16 protein-coding genes are annotated in these 18,727 nt (G+C 70.1%); 8 read left to right on the top strand and 8 right to left on the bottom strand.

What is annotated here, in order from left to right:
* Positions 1 to 32: 32 nt before the first annotated feature.
* A complete protein-coding gene (locus tag ACGF7Y_RS15290; protein WP_393233845.1) occupies positions 33 to 1,661 on the top strand; it encodes an adenylate/guanylate cyclase domain-containing protein in 1,629 nt (542 codons plus the stop codon).
* A gap of 46 nt (positions 1,662 to 1,707) precedes the next feature.
* Here the strand turns inward: ACGF7Y_RS15290 and ACGF7Y_RS15285 are convergent, their stop codons facing one another.
* The 5 genes from ACGF7Y_RS15285 to mca all read right to left on the bottom strand — a co-directional run bounded on the left by ACGF7Y_RS15285 (position 1,708) and on the right by mca (position 7,985).
* A complete protein-coding gene (locus tag ACGF7Y_RS15285; RefSeq protein WP_393233843.1) occupies positions 1,708 to 3,762 on the bottom strand; it encodes a thioredoxin domain-containing protein in 2,055 nt (684 codons plus the stop codon).
* A gap of 589 nt (positions 3,763 to 4,351) precedes the next feature.
* Positions 4,352 to 4,930, bottom strand: coding sequence for a TIGR03086 family metal-binding protein (locus ACGF7Y_RS15280; RefSeq protein WP_393233841.1), 579 nt, complete (start codon positions 4,928 to 4,930; stop codon positions 4,352 to 4,354).
* Between the two features lie 424 nt (positions 4,931 to 5,354).
* The gene (locus tag ACGF7Y_RS15275) at positions 5,355 to 6,665 is read right to left on the bottom strand and encodes an FAD-binding oxidoreductase (protein WP_393233839.1); all 1,311 of its coding nucleotides are present in this window, start codon (positions 6,663 to 6,665) and stop codon (positions 5,355 to 5,357) included.
* Positions 6,666 to 6,825: 160 nt separating this feature from the next.
* On the bottom strand, positions 6,826 to 7,104 hold the full coding sequence (locus ACGF7Y_RS15270) for a hypothetical protein (RefSeq protein WP_393233837.1): 279 nt from the start codon (positions 7,102 to 7,104) through the stop codon (positions 6,826 to 6,828).
* Positions 7,101 to 7,985 (bottom strand): mycothiol conjugate amidase Mca, encoded by an 885-nt coding sequence (gene mca, locus ACGF7Y_RS15265; protein ID WP_393233835.1) that lies wholly within the window; start codon positions 7,983 to 7,985, stop codon positions 7,101 to 7,103. The genes ACGF7Y_RS15270 and mca overlap by 4 nt, the downstream gene beginning before the upstream one ends.
* A 102-nt stretch (positions 7,986 to 8,087) precedes the next feature.
* On the opposite strand from mca, the gene ACGF7Y_RS15260 reads away from it, so the two are divergent.
* On the top strand, positions 8,088 to 8,558 hold the full coding sequence (locus ACGF7Y_RS15260) for a DUF4307 domain-containing protein (RefSeq protein ID WP_393233833.1): 471 nt from the start codon (positions 8,088 to 8,090) through the stop codon (positions 8,556 to 8,558).
* Between the two features lie 297 nt (positions 8,559 to 8,855).
* A complete protein-coding gene (gene greA / locus ACGF7Y_RS15255; protein ID WP_040869622.1) occupies positions 8,856 to 9,350 on the top strand; it encodes a transcription elongation factor GreA in 495 nt (164 codons plus the stop codon).
* A gap of 97 nt (positions 9,351 to 9,447) precedes the next feature.
* On the opposite strand, the gene ACGF7Y_RS15250 is transcribed toward greA, so the two are convergent.
* Positions 9,448 to 10,590, bottom strand: a complete 1,143-nt coding sequence (locus ACGF7Y_RS15250) for a cystathionine gamma-synthase (protein ID WP_040869624.1) — start codon at positions 10,588 to 10,590, stop codon at positions 9,448 to 9,450.
* A 232-nt stretch (positions 10,591 to 10,822) separates the two neighbouring features.
* On the opposite strand from ACGF7Y_RS15250, the gene ACGF7Y_RS15245 reads away from it, so the two are divergent.
* The gene (locus ACGF7Y_RS15245; RefSeq protein ID WP_393233830.1) at positions 10,823 to 11,998 is read left to right on the top strand and encodes an acyl-CoA dehydrogenase family protein; all 1,176 of its coding nucleotides are present in this window, start codon (positions 10,823 to 10,825) and stop codon (positions 11,996 to 11,998) included.
* A 96-nt stretch (positions 11,999 to 12,094) separates the two neighbouring features.
* Here ACGF7Y_RS15245 and ACGF7Y_RS15240 read toward each other — a convergent pair whose 3' ends face one another.
* Positions 12,095 to 13,081, bottom strand: a complete 987-nt coding sequence (locus tag ACGF7Y_RS15240) for a hypothetical protein (protein ID WP_393233828.1) — start codon at positions 13,079 to 13,081, stop codon at positions 12,095 to 12,097.
* A 278-nt stretch (positions 13,082 to 13,359) separates the two neighbouring features.
* Here ACGF7Y_RS15240 and ACGF7Y_RS15235 point away from each other — a divergent pair, with 278 nt between their 5' ends.
* On the top strand, positions 13,360 to 14,994 hold the full coding sequence (locus ACGF7Y_RS15235) for an HD domain-containing phosphohydrolase (RefSeq protein WP_393233825.1): 1,635 nt from the start codon (positions 13,360 to 13,362) through the stop codon (positions 14,992 to 14,994).
* A 288-nt stretch (positions 14,995 to 15,282) separates the two neighbouring features.
* Positions 15,283 to 15,762 (top strand): DUF4254 domain-containing protein, encoded by a 480-nt coding sequence (locus tag ACGF7Y_RS15230; RefSeq protein WP_393233823.1) that lies wholly within the window; start codon positions 15,283 to 15,285, stop codon positions 15,760 to 15,762.
* A 96-nt stretch (positions 15,763 to 15,858) separates the two neighbouring features.
* Here ACGF7Y_RS15230 and ACGF7Y_RS15225 read toward each other — a convergent pair whose 3' ends face one another.
* A complete protein-coding gene (locus tag ACGF7Y_RS15225) occupies positions 15,859 to 17,247 on the bottom strand; it encodes a cystathionine beta-synthase (RefSeq protein ID WP_393233821.1) in 1,389 nt (462 codons plus the stop codon).
* A gap of 103 nt (positions 17,248 to 17,350) precedes the next feature.
* On the opposite strand from ACGF7Y_RS15225, the gene ACGF7Y_RS15220 reads away from it, so the two are divergent.
* A complete protein-coding gene (locus ACGF7Y_RS15220) occupies positions 17,351 to 17,812 on the top strand; it encodes a hypothetical protein (protein ID WP_393233819.1) in 462 nt (153 codons plus the stop codon).
* 61 nt (positions 17,813 to 17,873) lie between these two features.
* Entirely contained in the window at positions 17,874 to 18,725 is an 852-nt protein-coding gene (locus tag ACGF7Y_RS15215) for an SGNH/GDSL hydrolase family protein (protein ID WP_393234013.1), read from the top strand.
* The last annotated feature ends 2 nt before the right edge of the window (positions 18,726 to 18,727 follow it).

Raw genomic sequence — 18,727 nt, 5'->3', positions numbered from 1 at the left:
ACGGGGAGGTCGGACGAGGAGGGGCGGATCCCATGATCGCGAAGCTCGTCGTCTGGGCGCTCAAAGCCAGGGGTGGTCTGGCCGCGCTGGTCACCACGGCGAATCTCAGCGGCCTCGCGGTGATCGTCACCCAGCTGTGGCTGAACGGGTTCCTCGGCAGGCTGGGCCCGGATTGGCCGCGGGCGCTGGCCTTCGTCGGCATCTACCCCGCCGTCGGGTTCGTGGCAGGAATCGTGCTGGCGGTGCACGACCGCAAGACGTACTTCGGCTGGCTCGACGCCGCGCGCAAGCCGACCGAGGTGGAGGCGCGGCGCCTGCTGCACCTGCCCGTCGCCATCACCATGCGCGCGCTCGCGCTGTGGATTCCCGGCGTGATCGTGGCGACCGTGATCTTCGCGCAGCTGAGCCCGCACAACGACCCCGGCGTGACGGCGGCGCTGTTCACCATCGGCGCCTTCGAGTCGGCGGCGGTCACCTTCCTGATCGTGGACCGGTTGATCCGCCCGACCATTCCGGTGGTGGCCCGAGTGCTCGGCTGGACCATGCACTGGAGTTCCTCGGTGCTGGTGCGGGTCGTGCTGACCTGGGCCGTGGCGGCGGCGCTTCCGCTGCTCATGCTGATCGTCGTGCTGGCAGACCCGGCGGCGGCCGCATCCGACCGGGTGCGCACCGCCATCTACCTGTCCGGGGTCGGCATCGGCGTCGGCGCGCTGGCCACGGCATTCCTCGCTCGCGCGGTCGCCGCGCCGATGCGCACCCTGCGTCAGGCCCTGGACCGGATCGCCCAGGGTGACTGGGGAGCCCGGGTGCCGATCGGCAGTACCAGCGAGATCGGCAGGTTGGAGCATTCGGTCAACGAGCTGGCGGCGAACCTGCGCGAACGCGAGCGGCTACGGGAGGTGTTCGGCAGGCATGTCGGGACTGAGGTGGCCGAGCGCGCGCTCGCGGGCGGGGCGGACCTCACCGGCGACGTGCGCGAGGTGTCGGCGCTGTTCGTCGACGTGACCGGGTCGGTGGAGCTGTCCACCGGGCTGCCGCCGCAGGAGTTCGTGGCCAAACTCAACCGGCTGCTCGCGATCGTCGTCGCGGCGACCGAGGAGAACAACGGCCTGGTCAACAAGTTCGAGGGCGACGCGGCACTGTGTGTGTTCGGTGCGCCGATCGCGCTGCGGGACAACGCGACCCCGGCCCTGCGGGCGGCGCGGCGCATCCGGGACGAGGTGCTCGCCACCGGCGAACTCGACATCGGGATCGGCGTCGCGCGCGGACCGGTCTTCGCGGGCGACGTCGGCTCCGACACACGGCTCGAGTTCACGGTGATCGGCGACGCGGTCAACGAGGCCGCCCGCCTCACCACGGCGGCCAAAGAGGTGCCGCGGCGGATCCTGGTGAGCCAAGCGGTGATCGAGGCCGGCGCGGAACACGAACGCGCCAAATGGACGTTCTACGACACCATCGTGCTACGCGGCATGAAGGAGCCGACGGTCTGCTGGACCGACATCGACAGCTCCGGCGCGCGGTCCGAGTCCACGAACACCCGCACCGATCAGCCCGAGCTGCCGCCGGACACCAATCCCGTCATCGAAATCCACACCACCGCACCCGAGCCCGAGGGCGCCAAGACACCGGACACCGAACTCGACGCCCCACCTCGTCGCTAGGCACTCACTTCCTCGAAGCGGGAAGTCATCGATCGCCTTATTGCCGCTAGTTCCGCTGGAGCGCCGCGCGGAGCTGGTCCGGAGTGGAGACCGGGAGGTCGCACACGGAGCCTCGGCAGACGTAGGCGGCGGCCGCGTCACGGACCAAGGGCCGGTCGGCGAGGAGCGGCACGGCGTTCGGCGCGGCGGCGAGGACGACCGAGCCACCCGGGGCGGCCGAACGAGCCGCGGCGAGCAATTCGGTGGGCTGGGCAGCTGGTTCGGCGGTCGCGATGGCGACCTGCAAGGGACCGCGCAGGGCCGCCTCGGCGACGGCGAGCCAGTGGCCTGCCGAACGGGGCGCGCGCGCCAGCACGATCGCACCGCGCTCGAGGGTGCGGTCAGCGAGTTCGCGGTAGCGGACGGCTCGTTCAGGGTCGCTCGTGGCCGCGGCGGTGAGCAGCGCTTCGGCCAGCGCGGAGGCGCCCGCGGGAGTGGCGCCGTCGACCGGGTCACGCGGGCGGGCGACGAGGGTTTCGGCGTCGTCGGCGGTGTCGAACCAGCTGCCCGGCTGGTCCGGGTCGGCGAAGTGCTCGATCGCGAGGTCCAGCAAGCGCTGGGCGTCTTCCAGCCAGCCGAGTTCACCGGTGGCCTGGTGCAGCGCGAGCAGGCCGGTGACCAGCCAGGCGTGATCCTCCAGGATGCCGGGCGCGGCGCCGGCGACGCCGCCGAGCGAGGCGCGCCGCAGCCGCCCGTCCACCACGTGCTCGGCCAGCAGGAAGCGCGCGCACCGGACAGCGGCGGCGGTCCATTCCGGCTCGTCCAGGGCGGACGCGGCCTCGGCGAGCGCGGTGATCGCCATTCCGTTCCACGCGGTGACCACTTTGTCGTCCCGGTCCGGCTGTGGGCGGCGGTCGCGGGCCGCGATCAACGCCGCTCGCACGCGTTCCACCCGCGCGGCGTCCTCCGCCGTCGCGGGCTCGACGTACCTGGTCGGCACCGAGGTGCCCTGTTCGAAGTTCCCGGCGGTGGTGACGCCGAAGAATCCGGCCGCCCATGCCCCGTCGATCGGCCCGAGTTCGCCGGCCAGCTCGGCGGGCGTCCACACGTACGTCGCGCCCTCGACGCCCGGCTCGCCGGGCTCCAGGTGGGTGTCGGCGTCCAGCGCGGAGGCGAAGCCGCCCTGTGCGGTCCCCAGGTCGTCCAGCAGGAACCGTACGATCTCCCGGGTCACTCGTCGCGACAACGATTCCGGAGGCGCCGGGGTGCTGCGCCGGGCCAGGTGCGCGTAGGCGCGCAGCAGCTGCGCGTTGTCGTAGAGCATCTTCTCGAAATGCGGCACGACCCATCGGGCGTCCACCGAATACCGTGCGAATCCGCCGCGCAGCTGGTCGTAGATGCCGCCGCGTGCCATCGCCTCGGCGGTGCGGGCCACCACCTCGATCACCGCGCCGTCACCGGTCCGCTCCCAGTGCCGCAGCAGTCCCTCCAGCAGCGCCGACGGCGGGAATTTCGGAGCGCCGCCGAACCCGCCGTGCTCGGCGTCCTCGTCGCGCAGCACGGCGGCGACGGCGTGGGCGAGCAACTCCGGGGTGATCGTCAGGTCCGTGTCGGGCAGTCCCGCCGTCTGGTCGCGCAGGGCCGCCGCCACCTGCGCGGAGGCCTGGTTCACCTCGTCTCGCCGGGTGCGCCAGGTCTCGGTGATCGCGGTGAGCAACTGGGTGAACGACGGCATGCCGCCGCGCGGAAGCTTCGGGTAGTAGGTGCCGCAGTAGAACGGTTCGCCGTCGGGGGTGAGGAAGCAGGTCATCGGCCAGCCGCCCTGACCTGTCATCGCGACCGTGGCGTTCATGTACACCGCGTCCAGATCGGGCCGCTCCTCCCGGTCGACCTTCACGCAGACGAAGTTCTCGTTCATCTGCTCGGCGGTGGCCGTGTCCTCGAACGACTCGTGCGCCATCACGTGGCACCAGTGACAGGACGCGTACCCCACCGAGAGCAGGACGGGCACGTCCCGCTCGCGCGCTTCGGCCAGTGCCTCGGCATCCCATTCCCGCCAGTGCACCGGGTTGTCCGCATGCTGGCGCAGGTACGGGGACGTCGCCTCTCCGAGCCGGTTCATGGCTCCACCGTACGGCGCATCCCGGCGCCGCGCGGGCGGCACGGCACGACTCGTGGTCCTGACATCCACCGCGAACGACTACGTCACCGCTGAGGCAGCCGGGGCGCTCTCGCCGCCGCGGTACGAACCCCACCTGACGGCCTACTGGGCGGAGAGGGCCGCGGGACAGGACTCGCCGTGCTGGAGCTCGAGGGCTTGTGGTGGGCGACTCCGGCGCGCAGGCAACGGTTACTTCCGTGTTCACTGGATGGTCGGGGCTCGAGCCCCCTCCGGATCGATGCGATTCCGGTAGCTCAATCGGTAGAGCGGTCCACGGCGGGATCCTCGGATCCGTCGGCTCGATTCGCTCGGGCCGGTATTTCGTCACCTGGAGATCTCGGGCGTCCAATGTGCCGTGCGGGAGCGGCTGAATTCGGTTCGGCCGCTCCCGCACGAGAAATGCGAATGTCGGTTATCGATAGAATATTCCGGCTCGGAGTCATATCCATTCACGCAGTGGGAACGGGTACCGGTGTCCTTTGGAGAATTCACGGCAACCGGATGGAGTGCGCAAGCCCCCTGCCGCGACGGATGGGCGCGTTCCCGCCGACTAGGCGGTTCGGGCAAGTACTTCTCGACCCACGTACGCCAACAACCGACGGTGCGCCGGTTCGTCGTCGGCGACCGCGACTTCGGGCCCGAAAACGCCGGGCCCGCGGAATGTATCGATGCCTCCCATGGCTTGCATGGTGGCGAGCAGTTCGCCACATAGCTCGTCGTCGGCGAGATCCGGCCGATCGATGGCCACCGCGATATCGACGCCGTGCACGAGGAGCTCGGTGAGATGCACCAGTGCCGCCGCGGGACCGGGCAGTTCCCCGAGCGAGATGGCCACCGTGCCGTCCAGCGCGTCGAGCCGGTGCCAGGCGGCGCGGTCCACCTCGGCCGCCGCGGCGTACGCGCCCTGCGGATCACCGCCGAGCCAGTCGGATTCGTGCTCGGCGCCCGCGTCCGTGCCGCTCAGCGCTGCCGCGAAGATGTGCATGCCGCCCACGGTGTGGTTGAGCACGGCGCGGACATCCCACTCCCGGCACGGCGTCGGCGCTGCCAGACCCGCTCCTCCCACGGCGGCGACGATCGCTCCGGTCGCATCCAGTGCACGGTCGATCTGTCCGATCACGTTGTCCATGAGCATCCTTCGGTCGAGCGGTTTGGCTGAATTGGTAACACAGGACGCCGACAAGTGCGCGGTAATGCGAACACCACCTTGCGCCGGGATAGTTGCCGGGGGTGTGCTTGTCGGGACCGCGAACAATCCGGCTACGATCTCGTCCGGTTCGCTCGAGCGAAGTCGCGGTGCGTTTCCGGTACGCGGGAAACGGCTACTTCGGGTTCGACTTCTGCTGGATACATTTCGGTCGCTCGACACAGCGAGCAGGCCGTCGCCGCCTTTTCTCGGGCACCCCCGAACAAATCGAATGCGACAATCGGCGGCCGCACCGACGCGGTTTCCCGGGCGATCCCGTTCCCCGAGGCGGGCCGCGACGCCGACTGGCCCTTTCGAACAGCAGAGAGCCGAGACCCCGGCCGGTCCCGGCCCCGCCGCCGTCGGTCTATCCGGACACCGGATAGTTGGCCCGGATGACACCGTGCGGGTCCCGGGCGCGCTTGATCTCGCGCAGCCGGGTGAGCGTCTCGGAATCGAAAGCGGCCGAGGCGGTTTCGCCGGGAGTGAGGAAGGTGTACGGCTTGCTGCCGCTGATCTGCCCGCTCACCGCGTCGACGAGGGCGGTGCGCCGCGCGGTCACCGCGTCGACGAGGTGCGGCAGCCCGAGGCCGAGACAGTAGAGCAGGTACGGCTCCGCGATCGGGCCGCGCGCGCCCCGGTCCGGCCGGGCGGTGGCCAGGGCGCCGCCCAGATGCCGGATCTGCACGTTCGCCAGCGGCGCGACCGGCTCATCGATCAGGGTCTCGACCAGGGCGTCGCCGAGATCGGTGAGCTGCTCGGCACGCGACAGCGACGGGCTCGGGTCCGTCGGTTCGCCGGTCACCGCGCCGATATCGGCGGGCCCGAAAACTCCGCGCCGGTCGAGAATCGGGTTCCCGATGGCGTCGAGCCGCGCGAGCAACGCACGCCCGCGATCCGGATCGCCGAGGTACACCGTGTCCAAGCCGACCATGGGCGGTGCGTCCGGGATCTGCAAGCGCTGGAACCACACGCTCAGGTCCTCGGGCGCGGCGGCGGTGATCTCCTGGAAGACGTCGAAGACCTCGCGGATCCGCGCTTCGGGCCACAGCGTGCGGCCGCCGAACAACTCCGGCGCGGGAAACAGGTCGAACTCGAGCGCCGTCACCACGGCGAAGTCGCCACCGCCCCCGCGCAGCGCCCAGCACAGGTCCGGATCGTCCTCGGTCGTGATCCGCCGCCGAGCGCCGTCGGCGTCCACCACCTCGAACGCGCGCACGGCGTCACTGGCCCAGCCGTACTTGCGGCCGAACCAGCCCATACCACCACCGAGGGTGTAGCCGGTGACGCCGACTACCGGATTGCTGCCCGCCAGGCCGGTCAAGCCGTGCCTGGCAGCGGCGGCCTGCACCCGGCCCCACGCCGCCCCGGCGCCGACACGCGCCACCCGCCGCTGGGCATCGATCTCGATGTCGTCCAACTGTCCGGTGCGCACCAGGATCGCGTCGGGCACTCCGCCGGACGCACCGTGACCGGTCGGCTGGGTCACCACCGGCGCGCCGACGCGGGCGGCGTACCGGACCACGGTCGCGATGTCGCCCGCGTCGCCGGCCCGCACCACGGCGGCCACCGGCTGGGTGACCGTCGTCGTCCACGGCCTGGCCGCGGTCTGGAAACCCTCGTCACCGGCCACAAGCACGCGGCCGGGCAGCGCGGCGCGCAGTTCGTCGAATGTCAATGCTCGTCCTGACTCTCAGCGTTCGGAAGCAGACGCGAGCGACGAATGCGTGAGCCGGCCCTCCGGACGGGACGGGCCGTGGTTCGTGCCGCGACTACCTCATCGACGAAAGAGAGTGCGGAAAAGTGACAAAGAGCGGATCGGCGGGCTCAGCGGCCGGTCAACTCGATTCGGCGCGCCCTTCCGGACCCGCGCCTTCGGTCCCGTCGGCACGACGGGTGATGCCGTGCTCGGTCCCCTCGTCGGCCTCCTGGTCCGGTTCGGGGTGCTCGGGCTCGAACGTCGCGGGCAGGCCCTTGATGTGCCGGTTCATCGAGCGGATCAGCAAGAAGGTCCCCGCGAGCAGAAGCAGGACGATGACCAGACCCAGCGGCGACGCCTTACCGAACTCGGGGCCGGTCGGCGTCCCGGGCGTCTGGGCGAGCAGGACCAGCGTCACGACCGCTCGTCCTCGATGCCCGCGAACAGGTCGGTCTCCGGCAGCTCGGTGCTCACCCGGGTCTTGGCCAGCTCGAACTCCTCGGTCGGCCACAACCGCTGCTGCATCTCCAGCGGAACGGCGAAGAACGCGCCGTTCGGGTCGATCTGCGTCGCGTGCGCGCGCAAGGCGTCGTCGCGCTGCGGGAAGTACTTGGCGCACTCGATCTGGGTGGTGATCCGGGCGAACATGTCACCGCGCTCCGCGGCGTACTTACGCATCCGGTCCAGCCATTCCTGCATCGGGAACGGTTCACCGAGACGCTCGTACTCCGCGGCGAAGGCTTCCATCCGCCGCATGCTGAAGCCGTGGTCGTAGTACAGCTTGAGCGGCGTCCACGGCTCCCCCGCCTCGGGGAAGCGCTCGGGATCCCCGGCCGCCTCGAACGCCGCCATCGATACCTCGTGGCAGCGGATGTGATCGGGGTGCGGGTAGCCGCCGGTCTCGTCGTACGTGGTCATCACGTGCGGCTTGAACTCGCGCACCACGCGCACCAGGGCCTCGGTGGCCTCCTCCAGCGGAACCAGCGCGAAACTGCCTTCGGGCAGCGGCGGCATCGGGTCACCCTCGGGCAGCCCCGAGTCGACGAATCCGAGCCAGTGCTGGCGCACGCCGAGCGCGCGCGCCGCGGCGGCCATCTCCTCGCGGCGGATCTCGTGGATCCGCTCCAGGACGCCGGGGGTGTCCATAGCCGGGTTCAGGATGCTTCCGCGCTCTCCGCCGGTCAGCGTCACGACGAGGACGTCGTGTCCTTCGTCTGCGTAGCGGGCGGTCGTCGCGGCACCCTTGCTGGATTCGTCGTCTGGGTGGGCGTGCACCGCCATGAGGCGAAGGCCACTCACGTCTCGTTCTCCGTCGCTCTCGGTCGCGGGTGTCGGGGCTTCGTTACCTATAGTTCCATTCGACCCACATTTGTTCCGACGTACCCCCCGGGAGCGACCACCATGAGCCAGCCCGCGCCGGAGCCCGGCGGTGACGCGAAGGCCGCGGCGGCGTCACCGGGCCTGCCTCCCGCCGACCGGTACGGCACCCGGCCCCCCGAATCGCGCCGCTGGATCGTGCCGGTGCTCGGTGTACTGGTGGTGCTCGCCGGACTCGGCGTGGCCTATCTCGGTTACCAGAAGTACGGGCCGGAGGACATCGAGGCCGAACAGCTCGGCTATGTGGTCGTCGACGACTCGACCATGACCATCCGGCTCAAGGTCACCCGTGCCGACCCGGAGCGGCCGGTGGTGTGTTTCGTCCGCGCGATGGCGCGCGACGGCTCCGAACTCGGCCGACGCGAAGTGCTGGTCGAACCGTCGAGCAGCGGGACGGTGGAGCTGACCACCGTCGTGCGCTCGTCCGCGCGGCCCGCCTCGGGCAGTGTGTACGCGTGCAGCGATCGGGTACCCGGCTACCTGCGAGCTGGCTGATTTCCGCGCATACACCGGCGACCTGCCTACGAAATCAACTCCGACCTGCACATTTGTGAATCATGCTAAAATGGCGTGATACACGGTTCCGGGGCTCGGAGCCGTGTTTGCTGCATTGGCGGCCAGCGCTGACGGTTCGGGCTTGCGAGCTTGCCCGCGACCAGGGCCTGTCGGGGTTCGATGAACTTCCCAGGATCGCTCTAGCCGTCGACTGGTGCATGCCCGCCTCCGGGTGGGTACACGCCAGTGCTCAGGGAATCCCGGCCTGCCGGGAACAACTACTAGGGAGTGATCGAGATGACTGAGACGCAAGTGACCTGGCTGACCCCGGAGTCGCACGACAGGCTCAAGAGCGAACTCGACGCGCTCATCGCCAACCGTCCGGTCATCGCCGCCGAGATCAACGAACGCCGGGAAGAGGGCGACCTCAAGGAGAACGGCGGGTACCACGCCGCCCGCGAGGAGCAGGGTCAGCAGGAGGCGCGCATTCGCCAGCTTCAGGAACTGCTGAACAATGCCAAGGTCGGCGTCGCACCGACCAAGTCCGGCGTCGCGCTTCCCGGGTCGGTCGTCAAGGTCTACTACGACGGCGACGAGACGGATACCGAAACCTTCCTGATCGCCACCCGCGAGGAGGGTCTCAGCGATTCGAAGCTGGAGACCTACTCGCCGAACTCCCCGCTCGGTGGCGCGCTCATCGACGCAAAGGTGGGCGAGACCAGGGAATACACGCTGCCCAATGGCAACACGATGAAGGTCACCCTGATCAGCGCCGAGCCCTACCACAGCTGATGCACTCGGCCGTGGCCCCGCGCCCGGCCGACACCCCCGCGGACACGAGCGGCCGCGCCCGATCATCGGGTGCGGCCGCTTCCTCATATCCGTGAACCTAGCTCAATGCCTGCTCGATGTCCGCGAGCAGGTCGCTGACATCCTCGATACCGACCGAGAGCCGCACCAGATCGGCGGGCACCTCCAGCTCGGACCCCTCGGTGGAGGCGTGCGTCATCGCGGCCGGATGCTCGATCAACGACTCGATGCCGCCGAGTGACTCGGCGAGGGTGAACACCTCGGTCCGCGAGCAGAATTTGCGCGCGGCCTCCACGTCGCCGTGCAATCGCACCGAGATCATCCCGCCGAACCGGCGCATCTGCTTGCCCGCGACGGCGTGGCCCGGGTGCTCCGGCAGACCGGGGTAGATCACCTGCGAGATCGACGGATGCCGGGACAGGAACTCGGCAACGGTTTCGGCGTTGTCGCAGTGCCGGTCCATCCGCAGCGCGAGGGTCTTGATACCGCGCAGTGTGAGGAAAGCGTCGAACGGGCCGGGGACGGCGCCCGCGCCGTTCTGCAGGAACGCGAACGCCGCGTCGAGTTCCGGATCGTCGGTGATCAGCGCGCCGCCGATGACGTCGGAGTGGCCGCCGAGGTACTTGGTGGTGGAGTGCACCACGATGTCGGCGCCGAGCAGCAGGGGCTGCTGGAGATAGGGGGTCGCGAAGGTGTTGTCGACGACCAGCTTCGCGCCCGCCGCGTGCGCGACCTCGGCCAGTGCCGGGATGTCGCCGATGCTCAGCAGCGGGTTGGTCGGGGTCTCGATCCACACCAGCTTGGTGTTCGGGCGGATCGCGGCACGCATCTCGTCGACGTTGAACACGTGCGCGGGCGAATGCTCGATCCCCCACTGGCTGAAGACCTTGTCGATCAGCCGGAAGGTGCCGCCGTAGGCGTCGTCGGGGATCACGATGTGATCGCCCGGACGCAGCGTGGCGCGCAGCGCGCAGTCGGTCGCGGCCATGCCGGAGGCGAACGCCCGGCCGTAGCGGCCCGATTCCAGCGCGGCGAGGTTCGCCTCCAGCACGGAGCGCGTCGGGTTGCCGGTGCGGGCGTACTCGAAACCGCCGCGCAGACCGCCCACGCCGTCCTGGGCGAACGTCGAACTCGCGTAGATGGGCACATTCACCGCGCCGGTCTGCGGATCGGGTTCATACCCGGCGTGCACGGCCCGTGTGGAGAATCCCAGCTCGCTCATGAGGGTCAGCCTAATCGGGGCGATCCCTGGGCTACTTCCAGGTGTGCGCATATCTCGGCCGTGCCCGCAGGAGAATCGGGCAAATCTCCACAATGGCGTCGACGCAGCGGGATCCCGCCCCGCCGGTCCGGTCGATTTCCGCGACTGACGGAGTTGCGTCGGAAATCTTTCGACCGAGAGCAGGGGACGTGAGTTCGGTCTCACCGGACCGGCCCCCATTTAGGCTGACTTTATGGTCACTGTGGAAGAACTGTTCGCTACCGACGCACTGCTGTCCGAGGACGAGCGCGAGATCCGGGACACCGTCGCGGCCTTCGCGGCCCGGCGGCTGCGACCGCACATCGCGGACTGGTTCGAGGCGGGCACCTTCCCTGCCCGCGAGCTGGCCCCGGAGCTGGGCGAGCTGGGACTACTCGGCATGCATCTGGAGGGATACGGCTGCGCGGGCATGTCGGCGACCACCTACGGCCTGGCCTGCCAGGAGCTGGAGGCGGTCGACTCGGGTATCCGCAGCATGGTCTCCGTCCAGGGTTCGCTGGCGATGACCGCGATCCACCAATTCGGCTCGGAGGAACAGAAGCAGCAGTGGCTGCCGGAACTGGCCGCGGGCCGGACGATCGGCTGCTTCGGGCTCACCGAACCCGACTTCGGCTCGAACCCGGGCGGCATGCGCACCCGGGCGAAGCGTGACGGCGCGGACTGGGTGTTGAACGGTGCGAAGATGTGGATCACCAACGGCTCGGTGAGCGACGTCGCGGTGGTCTGGGCGCAGACCGAGGACGAGGGCAAGCAGGTGATCCGCGGGTTCCTGGTGCCCGCGGGGACGCCCGGGTTCACGGCGCGGGAGATGCACCGGAAATTGTCGCTGCGCGCGTCGGTCACCGCGGAACTGGACTTCGACGACGTGCGCCTGCCCGCCGACGCGGTGCTGCCGGGATCCCGAGGGCTGTCCTCGCCGCTGGCCTGCCTGAGCGAGGCGCGCTTCGGCATCGTCTTCGGCGCGCTCGGCGCGGCACGCGAGTGCCTGGCGTCCACCATCGAGTACGCCAGGACCCGCGAGGTGTTCGACAAGCCGCTGGCCGCCTACCAGCTCACCCAGGCCAAGCTGGCCGACATGGCGCTGGAGTTCGGCAAGGGGCAGCTGCTCGCGCTGCACATCGGACGGCTGAAGGACCGCGGCGTGGTGACACCGGAGCAGGTGAGCGCGGGCAAGCTGAACAGCACGCGCGAGGCCATCGCCATCGCCCGGGAATGCCGCACCATCCTCGGCGCCAACGGCATCACGCTCGACTACCCCGTGCTCCGCCATGCGAACAATCTGGAGTCGGTGCTCACCTACGAGGGCACCGCCGAGGTGCATCAGCTGGTGCTCGGCCGGGCGCTGACCGACGCGAATGCCTTCCGCTGACAAGCGGTTTCGGATGAATATTTGCTGAATCGCGTTTGAACAACGGCGCTGCCGAGAGATGAGTTCGGAACCGAAGAAAACTGAAAAATTGCTGATCTAGCGGAAATCGTCCTCGTCGGGGAAGTCGAAGTATTCGCGTGCCGGCGGGTGGGCGCCGCCGGACCTCGTCCCATCGCCCCGGTGCTGTCCCCGAGTTCGCGCACCGTGCTGGTGCCGTTGCCGCCCCGGACCGTCCTGCCACGGCACGCCCTCCCCGCGGTCGACCCGCCGGTCCCACTGCCATTCCGCACCGGGGTCCGGCCGGTCTTCCCACTGCTGCCCCCGCGCCGCCTGCTGATCCATCCACAGCTGCTCACGAGCCGCGTCCGAGCGGCCGCGCTGGTAAGCCGCGGCATGTCCGCGAACCGCGGGCATCTCCTCCTCCAGTTCACTGAGCCAGTTCTCCCAGCGTTGCTGCATCGGGCGGACCATCCCGCCGCCGAGGCCGACCACCAGGATGCCGCCGATGGTGGCGAGCACCGTGATGAGGATCGGCAGCGTGACCGAGGTGGCCACGCCGATCTGGTTCAGCGCCGCCACGATGCCGATACCCCACACGAACACCGCCGCGATCCGGCCGAGCATCGCGCCGTAGGACAGACCGCCGAGCAGGCTGCCGACCATCTCGCGCGTCGCGTGGGCGACCGCGCCCGCGACGACCAGGATGACGATCGCGACGCCCGCCTTGGGCAGCCAGGCGACGATGCCGTCGATCGTGTCGCTCACCGGATTGGACCCGAAGACCCCGAAGCCCAGTTGCAGCGCGAGCAGCAGGATCGCGTAGTACGCCAGTTTCGCCAGCAGATCGCGGGCGTCGTAGCGACTGCGCGACAGCAACTGCCGGATCCCGCCGCGCTCGGCGAGGCGATCGAAACCGACCCGCTCCAGCACCTTCCCCACGATCGTGGCGACCGCTTTCGCGGCCAGCCAGCCGATGAGCAGGATGAGCAGGAACCCGGCGAGTTGCGGCACGAACCTCGCCACGGAACTCCACGCGTCGGACAATCCCTGCTGGTAATCGATAGCCGAACTGGAGGTGCGCATTACCTGCCCTTCGCTATCCGTCGACAACATGACGTTTGCCACGATGGCATATTGCCCGGTTATACCTCTGGACTCCGCTCGGCAACGCGATTCGCGAATAAGTTGCCAAAATCTGATGGACGAGACACGACACCGAAATAGGCCCCTCCGGGCCGAACGGCCGTCCAGCGGGCGATCCGGCGCGGGCTCGGTCCCGTCATGTGATCCGGACGCGGATTACGGTCCGGGAGAACCGAATTGGTCCTGCGCGCGCCTCGAACGGCCACTACTGTCGGTGCATGTCGTCGATCCGCGCCGCCGAGGTCCTCGCGGCACTGTCGCTGACCACCGATCTCGCCACCGGGATGCCGTTGGAAAAGGGGCTGGCCACCTGCCTGATAGCCACCCACCTCGCCGAGCGGATCGGGCTGCCGGACGCCGAGCGTCGCGCCGTCTTCCTCGCCGCGCTGCTGGCCGCCCTCGGGTGTACCGGCCGCGCCTCGGAGAACGCGGAGTCCTATGCCGACGACATCGCCTTCCAGCGCGCGTCCCATGTGCTCGATCCCGGTGATTCCACCGTCTTCACCGCGCAGCTGCGCCGATTCGGCAACTGGTCGCCCGCCGCCCAATCCGCGCTGCGCAATCGTTTCGTCGCGCAGGTGCGGGCCGGTGCCCCGCGGGCCCTGCGCTCGTCGAGCGAGATGGTTCGGGCGCTCGGAGCGCGACTGGGCCTGCCGGATGCCGCCGTTCGCGCGCTGACCGAGGTGGAGGAACGCTGGGACGGACTCGGTGCGCCGGACCGGCTGCGCGGGGAGGCCATCTCGCTCGCCGGACGGATCCTGCACGTGGCCGAACAGGCAGTGCTCGCGCTGGAGGGGGTCGGCGAGGAACCCGCGGCCGTCCTGCCGGTGGGGGTCGGCTTCCCGCGCGAAGAAATCGAGCATCGGGCGGATGGGTCCGGGCACGACCCGGCGCGTCCCGCGCTGAGCGCCGTGGCGAGCCGGCAGGGTGTCGTCCTCGGCGAGTTGCGGCGACGGGCCGGTGGCCACCTCGACCCCGACCTGGTCGCCGTCTGTGACGCCGATGCACTCCGCGCGGTGCTCGACGTCCCAGACCTGCTCGCCGCCGTCCTCGCCGCGGAACCGGGAGCGCAGGCCACGCTTCCGTCCGCCGAACTCGACCGGCCCGGCCTCGCGCTGGCCATGGTCGTCGACCTGAAAGGCCGTTACCTGCTGGGGCATTCGGCGCACGTGGCCGACCTGGCCGATGCCGCGGCCGGCCGGATGGGCGTGCCCGCCGAGGACCGGGCGGCACTGCGCGCCGCCGCCCTGCTGCACGAGCTGGGCCGGGCCGCGGTGTCCAGCACGGTATGGGACCGCGGCGGCCCGCTCGGACCGCGGGACTGGAAACGCGTACGGCTGCGCGGTTATTGGACCGAACGCATCCTGCGCCGCTGCCCCGGGCTGGCGGGTCTGGCCGAGCTCGCCGCAGGACACCACGAGCGGCTCGACCCCAGCGGCTATCCCCCGGGGCAGCGGGAGGCTTCGCCGGGGGCCCGATTACTCGCGGCCGCGAACATTTTCGCGGCCTGCACCGAAGCGCGACCCTATCGTCCGGCCGCTCGTCCCGAGGAAGCCGCGGCCCACCTCGGGGCCGAAGTCGCCGCGGGCCGCCTCGACGGTGACGCCTGCACCGCCGTGATCGCCGCCGCCGCGGACCGCCCCGGCCCCGGCGGCCACGGCCTCTCCACCACCGAGATCGACGTCCTGCGCCTGTCGGCTCGCGGCCGCTGCGGCCGGGAGATCGCCGCCGAACTGCTCCTTCCCGAACGCACCGTCACCCACCACCTCACCGAATTGCGCGCCAAGACCGGCCACAGCACCCGGGCGGGCGCCGCCGTCTTCGCCATGTCCCACCATCTCTTGCCCGGCTGACCCGGCTCGCCCCGCCGAAAAGCGTTCGCGCACAATGCCCGAAACGCGAGCGGACGCGAGGCCGGCCTCACACGAGTCACAGGCGGGATGGGTAGAGGATTGTTACCTCTTGTCATTCAGGTGCCATATGGGTGTCACCGTCAGGCCAAGGGAAATGCGGATGATAGTGGGGGACCAGGGCATTGGGGCGATGCCTCCACCGCCACACCATCGGAGGTGCGAAGATGCACACGTTGACGATCGACCCTCGCACACGGTGGTCGGTTCCGAATGCACTGGGAGCCTGCCATGTTCGTGCGTGACCATCTGCCCCGGCGCTCCCACGGCGTCGCGCGCCGGTTACCGGATCAGCGCGAACTGGTGGCCGCCTTCGGCGGTCATCCGAGTGATCCGGTGGACGACCACCCCCTGCTCGGCTGGGCCGCGACGCTCGCCGCGCTGCACCGCAGGCGCCATTGCGATCCGCTGGCCGCAGCGGGAATAGATTGCCGCCGAGCGGAATTGGTCGCCACCATCGACACGTGGGTGATCGACCAGCTGCCCAGGAAGCGGTCGACCGATCATCTGCGCGCCGAATCCGTCGGCGCCACGGTCGACCGCATGGCCGCCGCGCACGTCCACGCCAGCCACCTGTTGCACACCGCCGAGAAGGTGTCCGACGCGCGGGTGCACGCCGCCTGGTACCGGCTGGCCCTGCTGGCCGACGAATGGACCGACCTGATCACCGGCGGCGTGCGCGAAACGGTGCGCGGCAGGAGGCCGGCGTAGGCCGGACAGCCAGAAGGCGCCCTACTCGCCGCGCCGCGCTGTGTGGTACGGCGAGTCGGCGCCGAAGCGTCGTTGTCCGCGGCGGTCGGTGTCCGCCTACTTGCCCAGGCTGCCCGTGCTGAGGAAGCCGAGCAGGTCGTGGCGGGTGATCACGCCGACGGGCTTGCCCTCCTCGACGACCATGAGCGCGTCGGTGTCCGAGAGCGCCTTCGTCGCGGCGGAGATGGGCTCGCCCGAACCGATCAGCGGGAACGAGGGGCTCATGTGCTGGGCCACCGAATCGGTCAGGTGCGCCCGGCCCTCGAAGACCGCCGACAGCAGATCGCGTTCGGACACGCTGCCCGCGACCTCGCCCGCCATGACCGGCGGCTCGGCGCCGACCACGGGCATCTGGGACACGCCGTACTCGCGCAGGATCTCGATCGCGTCGCGCAGCGTTTCCGACGGGTGGGTGTGCACCAGGTCCGGCAGCGCGCCGGACTTGCCCCGCAGCACGTCACCCACGAGTGGTTCGGCGGTGCCGTCCAGCCGCTCGCGGAGGAAGCCGTAGGAGCTCATCCACTCGTCGTTGAAGATCTTCGACAGGTAGCCGCGACCGCCGTCCGGCAGCAGCACCACGACCACCGCGTCCGGATCGCGTCGAGCCACCTCGACGGCCGCGACGACCGCCATGCCGCAGGAACCGCCGACCAGCAGCCCCTCCTCGCGGGCCAGCCTGCGAGTCATGTCGAAGGAGTCCCCGTCGGAGACCGCGATGATCTCGTCCGGCACGGCGGGGTCGTAGGCCGACGGCCAGAAGTCCTCGCCGACGCCCTCGACGAGGTAGGGCCGCCCGGTGCCGCCGGAGTAGACCGAGCCCTCCGGGTCGGCGCCGATGATCTGGACCTTCCCGCCGGAGACCTCCTTCAGGTATCGGCCGGTGCCGGTGATGGTGCCGCCGGTGCCGACACCCGCGACGAAGTGGGTGACCTTGCCGTCGGTGTCGCGCCAGATCTCCGGGCCGGTGGTCTCGTAGTGGCTGGCCGGACCGCCGGGGTTGGAGTACTGGTCGGGCTTCCACGCGCCGTCGATCTCGCGGACCAGGCGGTCGGAGACGCTGTAGTAGCTGTTCGGGTGGTCCGGCGGCACCGCGGTCGGGCAGACCACGACCTCGGCGCCGTACGCGCGCAGCACGTTGCGCTTGTCCTCGCTCACCTTGTCGGGGCAGACGAACACGCAGTTGTAGCCACGCTGCTGCGCGACCAGGGCGAGGCCGACGCCGGTGTTGCCGGAGGTGGGCTCGACGATGGTGCCGCCCGGCCGCAGCTTCCCGGACTGCTCGGCGGCGTCGATCATCTTCACCGCGATCCGGTCTTTCGAACTGCCGCCCGGGTTCAGGTATTCGATCTTGGCCGCGACCAGCCCCGCGTTCGGTCCGACGACCGAGTTCAACCGGACCAGCGGCGTGTTGCCGATGAGATCCACGACATGATCCGCGATGCGCATGGCCCCCATAGTTGCAGACGCACTAACTGTGAGTTCGCGCACGCCGCGCGCAGCGGCCTCGGAGTGCGCGCGAACCGGCGCCCGCAGCCTTAGGATCGCTGCCATGAGGCAGCCGAACATCGCCCGCGCCGCAACGCTTCTGGCCGGATCGGCGCTGGCTCTAATGGTCGGGTCCGGCGCGCAGGCGGAGGCGGCGACCGTCGAATTCCCGCAGGTGCCGACGCTCGCGCGCGGCGGTCTGTGCTGGACCAGCATCCGCACCTGGGCCGACACCGGTCCCGAATGGCCGGGGCGCGCCATCCTCAATGTCCGCGCGCTCCCCGTGAACGGTATCGGGCCCGGTATCTACCCGCTGGCGCCGCTGTGCGAGGTCCGCACCACCGTCGCGTGGCGCAATGTGACCACCGGGGCGACGGGCAGCTACGACAACGTCGTGGTCACCGGCATCTACGGCAGCATCCAGTACGCGTTGTTCCAGGACACCGGCCCCGGCCTCGTCGAGGTCACCGTCTCCACCGACGCGGCGAGCATCCCCGCTCGCGGCAGCTTCGTCGTACCGGGCTGATCCTCGTTTTCGTAAAATTCCCGGCGTGAGCGCACCTCAGTTCCGCTGGCGCACCGCGGCGATGACCGGGGCCGCGGCCGTGCTCGCCGGCTCCGGTGCGGGAACGGCGTGGTGGGCGACCTATCGCCTGCTCATGGCGCAGGCGGGCGTCGCGCGCGGCATGATCGGCCGGGACACCTCCAAGCCGCCGGAAGCCGACGGCATCTATACCGCGGGTTGCGCGGAGCCCGAGCCGTGGCGGGCGGGTAAGCACGCCGACCTGCATCTGATGATCTTCGGCGACTCCACCGCGGCGGGACTCGGCTGCACGGTGGCCGACGAGGTGCCTGGCGTTCGCCTGGCCCGCGGACTCGCCGAGGCGACCGGGCGGCGGATCCGCCTGAGCACCAAAGCGATCTCCGGGGCCACCTCCAAGGGCTTGGCCGGTCAGGTGGACGCGATGTTCGTCGCGGGCCCGCCGCCGGATGCCGCGGTCATCCTCGTCGGCGCCAACGACGTGACCAAGAAGCACTCGATCCGGGCCTCCGCGCGCAGACTCGCCGCGGCGGTCGCCCGGTTGCGCCGCGCCGACGCGGTGGTGGTGGTCGGCACCTGCCCGAACTTGGGCATCGTGACCGCCATCCCGCAGCCGCTGCGCACCGTCGTGCAGAACTGGAGCACGCGACTGGCCAAGGCGCAGCACGTGGCGGCGACGGTGGCGGGCGGGCGCCCGGTGCGGATGGGCTACCTGCTCGCTCCCGAGTTCCGCGCCGCGCCCGAGCTCCTGTTCGCCGCCGACGGATTCCACCCGTCGGCCGCGGGGTACGAACTGGCCGCGGCGAAATTGCTGCCTGTGCTGCTGGACGCACTGGGCGGGACACCCGCTTCCGGTACTCGGCGACGGGACGTAGATTCGGTAAGAACCCACGAGTAACA

It is taken from the genome of Nocardia sp. NPDC047654 (assembly GCF_043205035.1).
Taxonomy (GTDB): domain Bacteria; phylum Actinomycetota; class Actinomycetes; order Mycobacteriales; family Mycobacteriaceae; genus Nocardia.
Note: the sequence above shows the minus strand (reverse complement) of the source record. Positions and strands in the feature narration are given on the sequence as shown.